At 56.4% G+C, this 13,931-nt stretch carries 15 protein-coding genes; 1 reads left to right on the top strand and 14 read right to left on the bottom strand.

Annotated features, from left to right (window positions below; translation table 11 throughout):
- Positions 1-8: 8 nt before the first annotated feature.
- From rbsK to AV656_RS07330, 5 genes are all read right to left on the bottom strand, one after another.
- Complete coding sequence (rbsK, locus tag AV656_RS07305; protein WP_063180364.1) at positions 9-887, bottom strand: ribokinase; 879 nt, start codon at positions 885-887, stop codon at positions 9-11.
- Between the two features lie 338 nt (positions 888-1,225).
- A complete protein-coding gene (locus tag AV656_RS07315) occupies positions 1,226-1,591 on the bottom strand; it encodes an STAS/SEC14 domain-containing protein (protein ID WP_063180370.1) in 366 nt (121 codons plus the stop codon).
- Positions 1,592-1,734: 143 nt separating this feature from the next.
- The gene (locus tag AV656_RS07320; RefSeq protein WP_063180373.1) at positions 1,735-3,357 is read right to left on the bottom strand and encodes a gamma-glutamyltransferase family protein; all 1,623 of its coding nucleotides are present in this window, start codon (positions 3,355-3,357) and stop codon (positions 1,735-1,737) included.
- 35 nt (positions 3,358-3,392) lie between these two features.
- The gene (locus AV656_RS07325; RefSeq protein WP_063181305.1) at positions 3,393-3,926 is read right to left on the bottom strand and encodes a chromate transporter; all 534 of its coding nucleotides are present in this window, start codon (positions 3,924-3,926) and stop codon (positions 3,393-3,395) included.
- Entirely contained in the window at positions 3,926-4,480 is a 555-nt protein-coding gene (locus AV656_RS07330) for a chromate transporter (RefSeq protein WP_063180376.1), read from the bottom strand. Before AV656_RS07330 ends, AV656_RS07325 begins: the two co-directional genes overlap by 1 nt.
- A 139-nt stretch (positions 4,481-4,619) precedes the next feature.
- On the opposite strand from AV656_RS07330, the gene AV656_RS07335 reads away from it, so the two are divergent.
- Entirely contained in the window at positions 4,620-5,627 is a 1,008-nt protein-coding gene (locus AV656_RS07335; RefSeq protein WP_063180380.1) for a DUF1646 family protein, read from the top strand.
- 42 nt (positions 5,628-5,669) lie between these two features.
- Here AV656_RS07335 and rsgA read toward each other — a convergent pair whose 3' ends face one another.
- From rsgA to AV656_RS07380, 9 genes are all read right to left on the bottom strand, one after another.
- Positions 5,670-6,755 carry a ribosome small subunit-dependent GTPase A gene (gene rsgA / locus AV656_RS07340; RefSeq protein WP_063180383.1) on the bottom strand — a complete coding sequence of 362 codons (1,086 nt, stop codon included), beginning with the start codon at positions 6,753-6,755 and terminating at the stop codon, positions 5,670-5,672.
- A gap of 261 nt (positions 6,756-7,016) precedes the next feature.
- Positions 7,017-8,219: an NRAMP family divalent metal transporter gene (locus tag AV656_RS07345; protein ID WP_419865550.1), complete on the bottom strand. Its 1,203-nt coding sequence runs from the start codon at positions 8,217-8,219 to the stop codon at positions 7,017-7,019.
- A 58-nt stretch (positions 8,220-8,277) separates the two neighbouring features.
- Positions 8,278-9,051, bottom strand: a complete 774-nt coding sequence (locus AV656_RS07350) for a LamB/YcsF family protein (RefSeq protein ID WP_063180385.1) — start codon at positions 9,049-9,051, stop codon at positions 8,278-8,280.
- Positions 9,052-9,054: 3 nt separating this feature from the next.
- Positions 9,055-10,062 (bottom strand): biotin-dependent carboxyltransferase family protein, encoded by a 1,008-nt coding sequence (locus AV656_RS07355; RefSeq protein WP_063180388.1) that lies wholly within the window; start codon positions 10,060-10,062, stop codon positions 9,055-9,057.
- The gene (pxpB, locus tag AV656_RS07360; protein ID WP_063180391.1) at positions 10,049-10,747 is read right to left on the bottom strand and encodes a 5-oxoprolinase subunit PxpB; all 699 of its coding nucleotides are present in this window, start codon (positions 10,745-10,747) and stop codon (positions 10,049-10,051) included. Before pxpB ends, AV656_RS07355 begins: the two co-directional genes overlap by 14 nt.
- A 125-nt stretch (positions 10,748-10,872) precedes the next feature.
- Positions 10,873-11,379: a DUF3231 family protein gene (locus AV656_RS07365; protein ID WP_063180393.1), complete on the bottom strand. Its 507-nt coding sequence runs from the start codon at positions 11,377-11,379 to the stop codon at positions 10,873-10,875.
- A 76-nt stretch (positions 11,380-11,455) separates the two neighbouring features.
- Complete coding sequence (locus tag AV656_RS07370; protein WP_063181307.1) at positions 11,456-11,902, bottom strand: DUF4385 domain-containing protein; 447 nt, start codon at positions 11,900-11,902, stop codon at positions 11,456-11,458.
- The gene (locus AV656_RS07375; RefSeq protein WP_063180396.1) at positions 11,892-12,641 is read right to left on the bottom strand and encodes an ABC transporter ATP-binding protein; all 750 of its coding nucleotides are present in this window, start codon (positions 12,639-12,641) and stop codon (positions 11,892-11,894) included. Before AV656_RS07375 ends, AV656_RS07370 begins: the two co-directional genes overlap by 11 nt.
- Complete coding sequence (locus AV656_RS07380) at positions 12,638-13,777, bottom strand: ABC transporter permease (RefSeq protein WP_063180399.1); 1,140 nt, start codon at positions 13,775-13,777, stop codon at positions 12,638-12,640. Before AV656_RS07380 ends, AV656_RS07375 begins: the two co-directional genes overlap by 4 nt.
- Positions 13,778-13,931: the final 154 nt, after the last annotated feature.

The following is a 13,931-nucleotide window of genomic DNA, read 5'->3' on the forward strand; positions in this document are numbered from 1 at the left end:
TCCTAAAATTATTTTGCTTTTTGCAATCTCTTCAACGTTTCCCCCCGCTTCGGCATGCCGCCCTGGGCGCCGAACTGTTCGACGGACAGTGACGCCGCAGCGTTGGCGAACCGGATGGCGTCTTCCAACGGCATTTTTTCCGCCAGGGCAACGGCTAGAGCGCCATTAAACGTGTCGCCGGCACCGGTCGTGTCGACCGCCTTCACCCGGATACCCGGCACCCGGACATGCTGCTTCCCGTCATAGTAGCGTGCTCCGTCCCGGCCGAGTGTCACAATCAGCCGGTTCGGATGTGCTTCAAGTGCCCGTTCCCAGTTCTCGCCGAAGATTATCGCTGCTTCGCTCTCGTTGGGTGTCAAAATTGGCTCATATTGCAGAAACTCATCGATGAATCCGTCAGCCGGCGCTGGATTCAGGATGACCGGAATCCGGTTCCTGCGGGCGATTTCAAGTGTACGGAGAACGGCCGGGATGGGAATCTCCAGCTGCAGGACGACAAGGTCGCTCGATGCAATAATCGATTCGCCTTTGTCGATATCTTCCGGCGCCAATTCATGATTGGCACCCGGAACGACGATAATCCGGTTGTCACCTTCCGAGAGCAGGATATTCGCAATGCCGCTCGGACCTTCCACGCGCTTTACACCGCTGACATCAATGCCCTCGTTCTCCAGATTTGCAGCGAGTTCATCCCCGAACGGATCGGTGCCGACCGCCCCGATCATGCCGACCTTGCTGCCAAGGCGCACGGCCGCCACCGCCTGATTAGCCCCCTTGCCGCCGGGAACCGTCGTATGCAGATTCCCGAGGACAGTCTCCCCCTGTTTCGGAAACCTTTCTGCCCCCACCACAAGATCCATATTGATGCTGCCGACAACTGTAATCATGTTGACACCTTCTTTTATACGCTTTTTCTAAGCGTACCAGACCGGCATCGAGGTTGAAATAGTTGGCTGGGGTGCCGTGAATTTATCAGGTGCGGATACGAAATGGACTGATGCGGTCGCGAAATTGAACGATGCTGACGCGAAATTGAACAGTGCCGACGCGAATCGGACTGGTGCAGTCGCGAAACCGAACGATGCCGACGCGAATCGGCCTGGTGCGGTCGCGAAATTCAACGATGCCGGCGCGAATCGTGCTGTGGCGGTCGCGAATTCATCCGTTGCCGGCGCGAACTGCCCCAAAACAAAAAGCGGCTGCATAGACTGCAGCCGCTCCACCCTCATTGTTCCTCTCCCAGCCATTCCCACGCTGCTTCATACTCACCCGGATTGAAATGCCTCGTCTTAAGCCTGGCGATTCCTCCCATTCCAAGTCCCTCGGCAAACTGGAGCCAGTTCTGCTCGCTCATGAGGGCAACCTTATCGAAAGCCATCAGGCGTTCCATGTCGAATTGGCCCCCCCTGAGGGCATCGGGGATGGAGGCGAGGTCAACCGTGCCGACTTCGGCGAAGATATTAAACGAGCCGTCCTCTTCGTATTTTCTTGAAATCGCTTCGTTCAATTTTAACGCATCTTCCTTTGTAAGGGTCCCATCAAACTTCAGCGCGATGGTCCGTTCATCCTGGCTCGGTGTGAATGTCAGCACTTGATCTCCTCCTGATTGGTCCGTTTCCCCTGTTCTTCCCTTCCTTCCTTTTCACTAATCCATTATAGAAAATGTTGTGGCCTTATCCTTTTGGCCCCAATAGAAAACGCCGGCGGGTAGCCGGCGTTCACTTCAATGTTCAATTACCAGACGGCAATGGAGCCATCGGTCCGGGATTCCGTTCCTGCTTCGAGCACGCCGGTTTCCGGGTTTCGCCATATGATCTGGCCGCGGCCGAAGCCGCCTGAGTCTGTCGCAATCTGGATGTCGTGTCCTTTCCGCTGGAGGGCTTGCGCAAGATGGAGCGGGAAGTCGGGTTCCACCTGGACGGTCTTGCCGCCAACCCACTGCCAGCGCGGCTGGTCCAGTGCGGCCTGCGGGTTCAGTCCGAAGTCGACCGTGTTGGAGACCACCTGGAAATGGCCCTGCGGCTGCATATAGCCGCCCATGACGCCAAATGGCCCGACTGCCTCCCCATCTTTCGTTAGGAATCCAGGGATGATTGTATGATATGTCTTCTTGCCTGGCTTCAGGTAGTTCGGATGTTCCGGATCAAGAGAGAAATCGGCACCACGGTTCTGGAGCGCGATTCCTGCACCCGGCACAACAATTCCGGAACCGAAGCCCATGTAGTTGGACTGGATAAAGGAAACCATATTGCCTTCCCCGTCTGCTACTGCTAGATAAACTGTCCCGCCCTTCACCAGTTCTAATGGCTTGGGATCAATCGCCCGTTCACCGATGACGGCAGCACGCTTTTCCGCATATTCAGTCGACAGAAGATGTGCCGCTTCGACCGGCATCTCGTCAGGCTGGGTGATGAACGCCTTGCCGTCGGTGAATGCCAGTTTCATCGCTTCGATCTGGCGGTGGATTGTCTCGGCGTCTCCATAGGCCGGCTGCTGGCCGACTGCCGAGTGGATATTCATCGCCATAAGGGCGACCATGCCCTGGCCGTTCGGCGGAATCTCCCAGACGTCGTAGCCGCGATAGTTTGCGGACACCGGCTCCACCCATTCAGGCTGATAAGCCGCCAGGTCTTCTTTGCTCAGGAATCCGCCGTGTTCCTGTACCGCATCGGCAATCTGCCCCGCGAGCGCTCCTTCATAAAATGCCCGCCCTTCTGTCTCGCCGATCTGGCGAAGCGTATCGGCATGTCCCGGGGAACGCCACATTTCACCGGTCTTCGGCGGACGGCCGTCCGGGGCGAATGTGTCAAACCAGGCCTCGAAGGCTTTCCGCTCTTCTTCACTGCCTTCGGAAAGGTTCTTGAATTTGTTATAAGCGACTTCCCAGTACTTTCCGAGAATCGGCGTTAGCGGGAAGCCTTCCTCCGCCAGTCTTACCGCAGGCTCGAGCGTTTCCGAAAGGCTCAGCTTCCCGAACCGGCGGGAAACTTCCGCCCATGCGGCAGGAGCGCCGGGGACGGTCACCGGAACCGCGCCGAACACCGGCATCTTCTCGTGTCCGAGCCCCTTCACTTTATCGGCAGTTGCGTCCTTTGACGCCGGGCCGGATGCGTTGAGTCCATGGAGATTGCCTTCCGTCCAGATGAGGGCGAATGCATCCCCGCCGATGCCGTTGCTGGTCGGCTCGACGACGGTCAGTGCCGCAGCCGTGGCAATGGCGGCGTCGATCGCATTGCCCCCACGTCGCATGATCTCAATGCCTGCCTGTGCCGCGAGCGGCTGGCTTGTCGCCACCACACCATTTTTTGCGAATACCGTATGCCGCTGCGAGCGGAACGGATGATACAAGTAATCCATGAATCATTTCCCCCTTCTTTAAATGTGCAGATGGCTTAGCCGCCGAGAAAGATCGCGCCGTAGATGAGCGCCCCTAGAACGACCCACGTCGGGCTCACTTTGCGTACTTCAAGCAGGATGTAACCTGCGACAATCAGGATGAGCGTGTGGATCCAGCCCGACCCGGTGAACGAATCGAAGAAGAAATCATAGGTCATCACGCCGAGAAGAACGGCGATCGTCGGACGGACAACCTTTGTCAGCCGCTTTACCTGCGGGGCATCCTTGTGCCGCATGAGGATGCCGAGCAGGACGACCATCAGGATCAGTGACGGGGCGACGGTTGCGAAAGTAGCGATGACAGCCCCCGGAATGCCGGCGACGTCATAGCCGATATACGCGGCCATCTTTGTCGCGATCGGGCCGGGCAGCCCGTTTCCGAGCGCCACGATTTCACTGAATTCTCCATTCGACATCCAGCCATACCGGTCGACCACCTCATGCTGCAGGAGCGGAATGGTTGCCGGACCGCCGCCGTACCCGAGAAGGTTGGACGTGAAATGCGCCCAGAACACCTGCCAGTAGAGCATCATGACGCATCCCCCTTCCTCTTCCATGGGATGAATGCAGACACGATCAGGACCGCGATGATAATTGCCGGATGGACACCCGCAAACTCAGTAAGCGCCAAGCTTGCCACGACAAGGACCACAGTCAGCGGCCAGCCGAGGCCGAGTCCTGCTTTTTTCAGGAAGTCGATTGCGAGTACCCCGATCATGACGCCTGCAATCGGGATGACCCCTCTTGCCATTCCCTGTACCCAAGGTTTGTCCTTGAACGCATTAAGGAGCGACAGGAGGATGACCATCAGGAAAGCCGTCGGAAGGACCGTGGCGGCCAGGCTTGACAGCATCCCCGTCCAGCGGTTCAGCCGCCAGCCGATATATCCGGACAGCTTCGTGTTGATCGGACCCGGGAGCGTGTTGGCCAAGGCCAGGACGTCTGAGAATTCATCATCGTCCATCCACTTGTACCTATCCACGACTTCCCTCTTCATGAGTGGGATGGCTGAAAGGCCGCCTCCGTATCCGAGCATCCCTGCCCGGAAAAAAGCGATGAACAGATCTTTATTCATGTGCAGCATCAACTCATTTCTCCAAACTAGTATTTAGTATAACGAAAAATCAGAGCAATCGGAACATAGGATTGTCGATTTATGCGGACATGTCCTTCCGCTCCGCTTCATAAGATGTCCAATAGCCTGAAGTAAAGGAGCAATCGACGTGACCACCGGCCTCCTGATCATTCTCCTGCTTGTCCTCGTCCTGCCGTTTGCCGTGAAACCGGTCGAGCGGCAGCTGGAACTGTTCCTTCTCGTTATGGGGATCGCTGCGGCCATCACCGGCGGTGTGATGAATCGCGGACTGCTCGGACAGGCATTTTCTGACCCGCTGCCAATCACGCTGACCGTGCTTGTCGCCGGCATCATCTTCCGCCTGTTTTACCGGCAGCTTACGGGAGGGATCCGCCGGCTCCGGACTGTCATGCCCGACCGGCTTCTTTATGCGATGCTTGTCATCCTGCTCGGGCTCATCTCGAGCATCATCACTGCCATCATCGCGGCACTCGTACTCGTTACGGTGACCGGCACGCTCGGTCTCGCCCGGCGCTCCGAGATCCGGCTCGTCATCCTTGCATGCTATTCGATCGGACTCGGCGCCGCACTCACCCCGATTGGTGAACCCCTCTCCACTATTACGGTGCAGAAACTGGATGCCGAGTTTTCGTTTCTATTTAACCTGATCGGACTGGATGTCCTCACTGCCATCCTGATGTTTGGAATGCTCGCGGCTGTCTGGGTCGACCCGCCGGGAAAAGAGGCGGGCGGAACCCCTCCGCCGCCCGAGCCTGTCTCCTCAATCTTCACCCGCTCGTTCAAGGTCTACCTTTTCATCATGGCGCTCACGATGCTCGGTGCCGGATTTGAACCGCTCATCCGAGAGCACCTCACAGATATTGCACCGGGCACACTCTACTGGATGAATATGCTGTCCGCAGTCCTCGACAACGCCACGCTGGCCGCAGCCGAAATCAGCCCGCTGATGCAATTTGACGCCATCCGGGCGATTCTTCTGGGCCTCCTGATCAGCGGCGGGATGCTGATTCCCGGAAACATTCCAAACATCATCTCTGCCGGCAAGCTCCGGATCACAAGCGGAGAATGGGCCAGGTTCGGGGTCCCCGTCGGACTGGTGGCTCTGGTGGTTTACTATATCATCGGGATCTGGTGACCATAAAATGAAACGGATGCCCCAAGCCTGGGGGCATCCGTTTCATCGTTTCTTCTTCTGTTTTTGTGCACGGCGCACAGCTTTGGTCAGGTCCTTGCGCTGCTTTGCGCTGGCCATCCTGGCACGGGCATCGGATTTCTGCTCAATGTAGGCGATTTCCCGCTGAAGCTTGAAGTAGCTTGCGAGCCGATCCTCCGGGAGCCGGCCCTCTTCGACCGCCTCCCGGACCGCGCAGCCCGGCTCCTGTCCGTGGCCGCAGTCGCGGTAGCGGCAGAATTCCGCCAGTTCATCAATATCACTGAAACCGGAATCGAGTCCCTCACTCTGGTCCATCAGCTGAAGTTCCCTCATCCCCGGTGTATCGATCAGGCAGGCGCCTCCCGGCAGCGTAATGAGTTCGCGATGGGTCGTCGTATGTCGTCCCTTTGCGTCATCTTCCCGGATATCCTGCACGGCCATCCTCTCCTTGCCAGCCAACGCATTCGTCAGGGTCGATTTGCCTGCGCCGGATGAACCGAGAAGCGCTGCCGTCAGCCCTTCGCGGAGCAAGGCGCTGACTTCGTCCAACCCTTCCCCGGTCACGGCACTCACGAGCACCGTATCCACGCCAAATGCGATACCTTCCAATTCTTCCAGGTAGCCGGCCGTATTTTCGCACAGATCCTTTTTCGTCAGCACGATCACCGGCTTCGCTCCGGAATCCCAAGCCGCGACCAGATAACGCTCCAGCCGGCGGGCATTGAAGTCCGCATTCAGGCTCATAACGAGAAAGACAATATCCACATTCGCCGCGACAATCTGTTCCTCTGTACGCATCCCTGCTTCCTTGCGCGTAAAGACCGAAATACGGTCAAGCAGCGCATGGATGATGCCTTTCTCCTCTCCGGGCATCTGCTCCACGAGCACCCAGTCCCCGACCGACGGGAAATCCATCCGCCCCGCAGAATGGAACGCATAGCTTCCCGAAACGGTCGAGAGCCATTCCCCCTGCTCTGTCACCACGCGGTACATCCGCTTGTGTTCAAGGATTACCCGGCCCGGGATACACCGGGAAAAATCAGGGGTTGCCATCAGGCTTTCCGCCTGCGCCTTGAACGGATCTTTAAAACCATATTGGGTCATATTCAAATTCGTTTCCTCCTGTTATGTCCGTGACCATAAGAAAAACCTCCGACAGCATACCGGCAATCCGGCGGCTGTGGAGGTTCTCAGGCACGCAAAACAGGAGTACGCGTCAAAACGCGCCCCGCAGGCGTGTGAGTCCAGGCCGACCGGATTGTTTCATTGCAATCTCTACTTTCGCCATCTCACATCACCTGCTTTCCGTTGTTTGGTAAAAACAGAATACCAAGACGAGGCATGTCCCGTCAATCGCTTTTGGAATTTTAATTACTTAAACAATTGAGGGATTCCATTGATCAGGGAATACCCGCCCATTAAGGCCATTGCGATAACCGTGATCACGCCGACAACAGTCAGCCACATCGGGTGTTTGTAATCCCCGACAATCCGTGCTTTATAGGCTGCAACTAGCATGACGCCAAGTGCGAGCGGCAGAATGAGACCATTCAGCGAGCCGACGAGGACCAGGATTTTGACAGGTTGTCCGACAATGACAAAGACGAGTGTCGAAATCAGAATGAATCCGATGATAAACTTCTTCGCATGCCGGTCGATCCACGGGCTAAACGAGCGGATAAAGGAAACGGATGTGTAGGCCGCTCCGACGACGGATGTCACTGCGGCGGACCACATGACGACACCAAAGATCTTATATCCGACGTTTCCTGCCGCATGCTGGAAGACGGATGCCGGCGGATTGCCGGGATCCAGCTTCAGCCCCTGTGAGACGACACCCAGGACGGCAAGAAACAGTAGGACCCGCATCAGCGAGGCGACCCCGATCGCGGTGACCGCACTTCTGGTAACGACGGGCAGGTATTCTTTCCCCTTGATGCCGGCGTCAATCAGCCGGTGGCCGCCCGCGAAGGTAATGTAACCGCCGACGGTTCCTCCGACAAGCGTGACGATGGCCAAAATGTCCAACTCAAGTGGTGCCACGGTCCGCAGCGCCGCTTCTCCATAGGGGGGCTGCGCCGTGAACATCACATAAAGTGTCAGGGCAATCATGACAAAGCCCAGAATTTGTGTAAACCGGTCCATGGCACGGCCCGCTTCCTTGACGACAAAAATGCCGACAGCCAGAATACAGCTGATGATGGCGCCGGTTTTTGGATCAATGCCGAACAGCACATTCGCGCCGAGGCCCGCACCACCGATATTGCCGATGTTAAAGGCGAGGCCACCCATCACGACAAGCAACGCCAGCACATAGCCGAGGCCCGGGAGTACATCGTTTGCGATATCCTGGGCCCGCTTGCCGGAGACGGCTATAATTCGCCAAATGTTCAGCTGCGCGGCAATGTCGATCAGAACGGAAATGAGGATGACGAATGCGAAACTTGCCATGAGCTGCTCGGTGAAGACGGTCGTCTGCGTGAGAAAGCCGGGTCCGATGGCCGAGGTGGCCATCAGGAACGCGGCACCGAGCATCACGCTCCGTAATTGTTTTTTCTCCATTGTCTGATTCATTTATGTCCCCCTGAATGATGTATGATTCTTTCTTCCTCTTGGACGTTCCTGTTCCTATTCATGAAAACCTGTTTCCGATCTTCTCCACCCGGACCCCTTCTTCCGGCAACAGGCCCTTAAGCCGCCGGGCAAACTCGAGTGCGGTCACACCGTCGCCGTGGATGCAGACTGTTTCCGCACGCAGGGCGAAGTCCATATCATCCACCGTTCTCACCTTGCCTTCCGTCACCATGCGGACCACCTGTGCGGCTGCTGTATCGGGGTCTGTGATGAGAGCGTTTGTTTCACGGCGGTTCGTGAGAGATCCGTCGGGCTGATAAGTGCGGTCCGAGAAAACTTCGCTTGCGGTCCGGAGCCCAATTTTTTCCCCCGCCCTGACCAGTTCGCTGCCTGACAGGCCGAACAGGATGAGTTCCGGATTGACGGCATACACCGCTTCAGCGATCGCCTCAGACAGCGAAGCATCCTTCGACGCCATGTTATACAGGGCTCCGTGCGGCTTAACGTGCTGCATCTCGCCGCCCTCCGCCCGGATAAAGGCATCAAGAGCACCGATCTGGTACATTGTCAGGTCATACGCCTCTTCCGCTGAAATGGCCATTGCGCGCCTGCCGAAACCGGCAAGGTCCGGCGTTCCCGGATGGGCACCGATGCCTACTCCTTTTTCCAGTGCCATCCGGACCGTCTTCTTCATCACGGAAGGGTCGCCCGCATGGAAGCCGCAGGCAACGTTCGCGCTTGTGATGAGATCGAGGATTTCCTCGTCATTCCCCATCTTATAGGCACCATATGATTCTCCCATATCGCAGTTCAAGTCCACTTGGTAATCCATTATTTATACCCCTTTCAATTTCAGCTCTATGGACAGTTTTAACTCTGAAAGTTGTTTCTTTTGTTGGGTGAGCTGTTGCTGCGCTTCTTCAACAGATACTTCTTTGAAACGGAGTTTGGCACCCGGCTGCATCTGAGCGACGATCGGGAGGTCGACGGCTGCAGCCTGTCCGATTTTTGGATAGCCCCCGGTGGTCTGGCGGTCGGCCATGAGCAGGATCGGGCTCCCGCCGGAAGGCACCTGGACCGCTCCGGCCACGACCCCTTCCGAAAGAAGCTCGCGAGGCTCTGATAAACGGAGCGTGTCTCCTTTTAAACGGTAGCCCATCCGGTCCGATTCCGAAGATACGGTGAAGATTCCACCGAAGAATGCGGCCAGGCTTTCTTCGTCAAACCAGTGATGCTGCGGCCCCCTCATCATCCTGATTTCTGCTTCCTTTCCGTAAAGGGGGATCAGGTCGTCCGAGACCGACCAGTCCGCAGCACAGAATTGCTTGTCGCCGGCTTGGGATAAGACTGTCGCTGTCCACTGCTTGGCATGAACCGACGGGTTGCCGACCGGCAGGCGGTCACCCTTCTCCAGACACCTTCCATCCAGGCCGCCGATGCGGGCTTTTGTGTAAGTCGACCGGCTACCCATCACTTCCGGCACATCAATTCCTCCGGCGACCGCCACATACACCCGGCAGCCCGAGACCGCCATTCCAAATGCAAGAACTGCACCTGCCTTTACGGCAACCGGCCGCCACATCGGGACTGGCTTGCCATCAATGTTGGGAGACAGGTCACCGCCTGCCAGCGCGATCAGACTGTCTGTCTCAAAGCGGATGGTTGGCCCGGCAAGTGCCGCTTCGATTGTGGCACAGTTTTGGCTGTTGCCGACCAGCAGATTTGCCACCCGGTGTGCATATGGATCCATCGCGCCGCCCGCGACCACCCCATACTGCTGAAATCCCGGGCGGCCCAAATCCTGTACGGACGTCTGGAGGCCCGGCTTGTCAATAATAAGCATGGCGGTCCGCCTCCATCTTTTCGTATTCCTCGGTTGAGATCGGCTTGAACCTGACTTGATCCCCCGGCCGAAGAAGGCTCGGAATCTCTTCTTGAGGCAAAAACAGTTCGACCGGCGTCCTTCCGATCAGTTGCCAGCCTCCGGGCGTTCCGATCGGATAAACGCCGGTCTGCGCACCTGCGATTCCGACAGTCCTTGCGGGAATCTCCAGCCGGGGAGACGACCTCCTCGGGGCAGCGATCCGTTCATCCATCCCTCCAAGGAAAGGGAACCCGGGGGCAAACCCGATCATTTTTACGTCATATGTATTTCCGGAGTGGATCCGGATAACTTCCTCCTCGGTCAGCCCGTTGTGTTCTGCGACAAACGAAAGGTCAGGCCCGAAATCACCGCCGTAGCACACGGGAATCTCTACAATACGCCCTTCTTCTTTTCCGGCCGGACTGATATCCGAGAGAATCTCCCGCAGTTTCTTCTCCATTTCTTTGTACGTGATCCCGGCTTCCGCTTCATAGCAGACCGTGACGGTGACATAGGCCTGGATGATGTCAGTCACGCCGCGGATTTTTTCATGATTGATTCTCTCGGCAATCGCTCGTACAAACGCGGTAGATTCCTCACTGATTGAATCTCCTGCCGTCACTACGATTGCTCCATCCCCGAGCGGGTGAAATTTCAACTCCATAGACATCCCTTCTTTCTACCCTGACTCTTTTGACAATTCGTGTCGAAATTCCTCCCTAAAAACCGAATCCTTTGCATTCCATTTTTAAACAACAAAAACGCCCCGCCGGAGCGGAGCGTTTCAGGTCAGTTACTTTTCTGCTGGTGAAGCGGCGGCGTCATCAGCCAGCCCTTCTGCTTCGTAAGGCGGAGCAGCCTCGCGCCTGTAGTGGCGCGGTCAGCGTGGAATCGTGCAAAATGAGCGGCCACATCTTCCCGGCTGCATTGTCCCATTACCTGGCTGCAGGACACGAGGCCCTGGCCGGCATTGACACCGAGAATTGCAGCAATTTCCTGATCGGAAAACTTGGCACCTGTAGGAATATCCTCGGAAGAGGCTTTCCCGCGTGATGGCAGTGCCGGTGGCGGTGTAACGCCATTTTCCTTAAGAATCTTCTCGATAGGCGTGTTTTCTGCCTTCATCATCTTGATGGTGTCCTCGATCAGGCCGATCAGTTCTTTGTCCCCTGCATGATTCACAAACGCTTCGTACATGCTAATCAGACCATTGTTCGCAGCGACGTAAGCCCAGAGACCGACGACTTCACCGTAATGCAGCGGTTCATTTTTCGGATTGTCACTCATGACACCCATTGGCGAATCCCCCATCCTTTTCGTAATCACAATCAGTATGGGGAGAATCGGCCGCCTTTATGCACACGGAAATCAATCATCCATATTTTTTCTGATGTTCCTTTTTGCGCCCCAGATAGTCCTGGTCTTCACGGATCCGGTCCCAGTATTCCTTGAAGATCGCGGCAGACTCCGCCTTCACCGGGTCTTCGATCCGCTCATGGGTTGTCCCGTCTTCCCTGTATTTCCTGCCGCCCTTATAGTTCGTATAGCGCCGCGCCCTTGTATAGCCCATCTGAATGAATTTGCGCGCCATGTCCATGCCGACAAAGTCATCGTCCTTCCGGTAGTCCTCGAACATTTCATAAAGCGTTTCGGCAGATTTTTTGGCAATATCCGGTGTCCGGAAACGCCAGTGCGGAAGCAGTTCGCTTTTGTAGGGTTCGACGAGGAGCACTCCCTGTTCACCTTTTCCGACCCGGTACAGTTCCGGCCGTTCCCTGAAATCGATGTGGTCGTAATCCAGATCATAGTCAAATGCCATCTTCATTCCCGCCTTTCTCCAGGAAGTCAGTACGGCTTTCTCCAAGCCGTTCTGAACCGCCTTCACCTTGCAAGTGAAGGACACCATCGACCATCTTGTACACTTTATCCACGTAGTCGGTCAGCCGGTTGTCATGGGTGACGACGATTGTTGCGGCATTTTTTGTGACCGCTGCGCTTTTCAGAAGTTTCATCACCTCGAATGCCCGGTCCGAGTCGAGCGAGGCGGTCGGCTCATCGGCCAGAAGGAGGGACGGATTGCTGTAGAGCGCCTTTGCGATGGCCACCCGCTGCCGTTCACCGCCTGACAGATCATTCGGATACTTGCCCGTCAGCTTGGTGATTCCGAGCTCCTCCAGGAGACCGTCCCGCTCGTCTTTGGGCATGTTGCCCTTCTTGACTTGATCCAGCAGTTTCAGCTGATCTGAAACCGTCAGGAACGGGACGAGGTTTGAGGACTGGAGGATGAAGCCGACATGTTCGAGCCTTACCTTTGAGCGGTCCTTTTCCCCGAGTTCAGTGATCCGCTCGCCGGCAATTTGCACTTCTCCCTCGGTCGGTCCCTGCAGGCCGCCCGCAATCGTCAGGAGCGTCGACTTGCCTGAACCCGAAGGTCCGATGATCGCGATCACCTCACCACGGCTTACCTCAAGAGAGGTTTTCTTTAGCGCCCGGACCTCTGTCCTGCCTGAACCGAATGTTTTCGTTACATCTTCCATCTGCAATACATGTTCCGTCATCCCGAGATCGCCTCCAGCGGGTCAATTTTTACAATCGTCCAGACCGAAATCAGCGCCCCCAGAATCGCGACAACAATCAGCACGGCACCATAGATGGCCATCATTCCGTAGTCGAAGGACACCGGCACAGCCGCAGGAAGAAACTGTCCGGTCAGCACCGTCGCGCCAAATCCGATCAGCACGCCGATCACTGCGAGAATGAACGTCTGTGCGATAACTGATCTCGAAAGGTACGCGCTCGAGATGCCCTGCGCCTTCATGACTCCGAACATGCTGATTTTCTGGACCGTCAGCACATAAAGGAAAATCGCCACGACCGCCGCCGAGATGGCAAACAGGAAGTAGATCATGAATGTCAGTGTCAGATTCTGCTCGGTGTAGCCGGGAAGGCTTTCGATGAACGTTTCAGACTCCAGATACTCGAGGTCATCCGGAACACTGTCCGGCTGGGAGCCTTTGACGACGATTGCATTCACCATTTCGGGTCGCTCCGCCGATTCCCCGGATTGTTCCCGGCTGCCCTCTGCAGGCTGCCCGTCAGGATTTTCCGTGCTCCCTTCCTGTCGGGCCGGTGCCGCAGCCCCCGGACGTACTTTCTCATAATCGTCCAGATTCATATATAAAACCGGTGCCGCGTTAAATCGGGCCTCGTCCGTGAACCCCTTGATCGTGAGCGTCTCTTCGGAACCGGAAAGATCCAGCTCATCCCCGATGGAGAATCCTTCCTCCTTGAGACTGTCCGAGGCGATCACCTCGAATTCCTTCGAGAACTCTTCACCTTCCGTCGGCTCCGGCATGATGAACTCATCCGGACGGATGCCAAACAAGGCGACACCGCTCTTTACATCTCCGTTGTCAGCGATCAGATTCATCTGTGCAAGCACCGCTGTCTCCTCCGCCTCTACTTCGCCGGCCAGATCCGCCTCCAACATTGACTGTGTGAGACTCTTATCCGACTCTTCGGTCAGGTAGATGCCGTCCGCCTGCCACTTGTCGACCGCCTCCCGGTTCAGACCGGCAAGGCCTGATGCAAGTCCCGAAAGGAAAAATACGAGATACGACACCAGCAGCAACACGGCAGTCACAAGCGCAAACCGGAGCTTATTTTGTCTGATTTCCCTCCACGCCAAAAACATGTCCCCACTCCTCTGGAAAAACTTTCAACTCAGTACTCCTTATTTCTACCCCTGCCCGCGAAACGGAAACCGGAAAAGATGGAGACTTTGTGTCGGAAGATGCCGGCAATGCTTTGGACTCAGGCCGGAACCTGATAAAATCAGGGCATCCCCA

The sequence above is a fragment of the Bhargavaea cecembensis genome (genome assembly GCF_001619585.1).
GTDB classification, from domain to species: domain Bacteria; phylum Bacillota; class Bacilli; order Bacillales_A; family Planococcaceae; genus Bhargavaea; species Bhargavaea cecembensis_A.

What these genes read in the sequence shown, in the direction of transcription:
- AV656_RS07370 (WP_063181307.1), bottom strand. Translation starts at nt 11,902, where the DNA reads ATGGCATTTGACTATGATCTGGATTACGACCACATCGATTTCAGGGAA.
- AV656_RS07380 (WP_063180399.1), bottom strand. Translation starts at nt 13,777, where the DNA reads ATGTTTTTGGCGTGGAGGGAAATCAGACAAAATAAGCTCCGGTTTGCG.
- AV656_RS07375 (WP_063180396.1), bottom strand. Translation starts at nt 12,641, where the DNA reads ATGACGGAACATGTATTGCAGATGGAAGATGTAACGAAAACATTCGGT.
- pxpB (WP_063180391.1), bottom strand. Translation starts at nt 10,747, where the DNA reads ATGGAGTTGAAATTTCACCCGCTCGGGGATGGAGCAATCGTAGTGACG.
- AV656_RS07320 (WP_063180373.1), bottom strand. Translation starts at nt 3,357, where the DNA reads ATGGATTACTTGTATCATCCGTTCCGCTCGCAGCGGCATACGGTATTC.
- AV656_RS07325 (WP_063181305.1), bottom strand. Translation starts at nt 3,926, where the DNA reads ATGCTCTACTGGCAGGTGTTCTGGGCGCATTTCACGTCCAACCTTCTC.
- AV656_RS07350 (WP_063180385.1), bottom strand. Translation starts at nt 9,051, where the DNA reads ATGGATTACCAAGTGGACTTGAACTGCGATATGGGAGAATCATATGGT.
- rbsK (WP_063180364.1), bottom strand. Translation starts at nt 887, where the DNA reads ATGATTACAGTTGTCGGCAGCATCAATATGGATCTTGTGGTGGGGGCA.
- AV656_RS07355 (WP_063180388.1), bottom strand. Translation starts at nt 10,062, where the DNA reads ATGCTTATTATTGACAAGCCGGGCCTCCAGACGTCCGTACAGGATTTG.
- AV656_RS07345 (WP_419865550.1), bottom strand. Translation starts at nt 8,219, where the DNA reads ATGAATCAGACAATGGAGAAAAAACAATTACGGAGCGTGATGCTCGGT.
- AV656_RS07365 (WP_063180393.1), bottom strand. Translation starts at nt 11,379, where the DNA reads ATGGGTGTCATGAGTGACAATCCGAAAAATGAACCGCTGCATTACGGT.
- AV656_RS07330 (WP_063180376.1), bottom strand. Translation starts at nt 4,480, where the DNA reads ATGCTGCACATGAATAAAGATCTGTTCATCGCTTTTTTCCGGGCAGGG.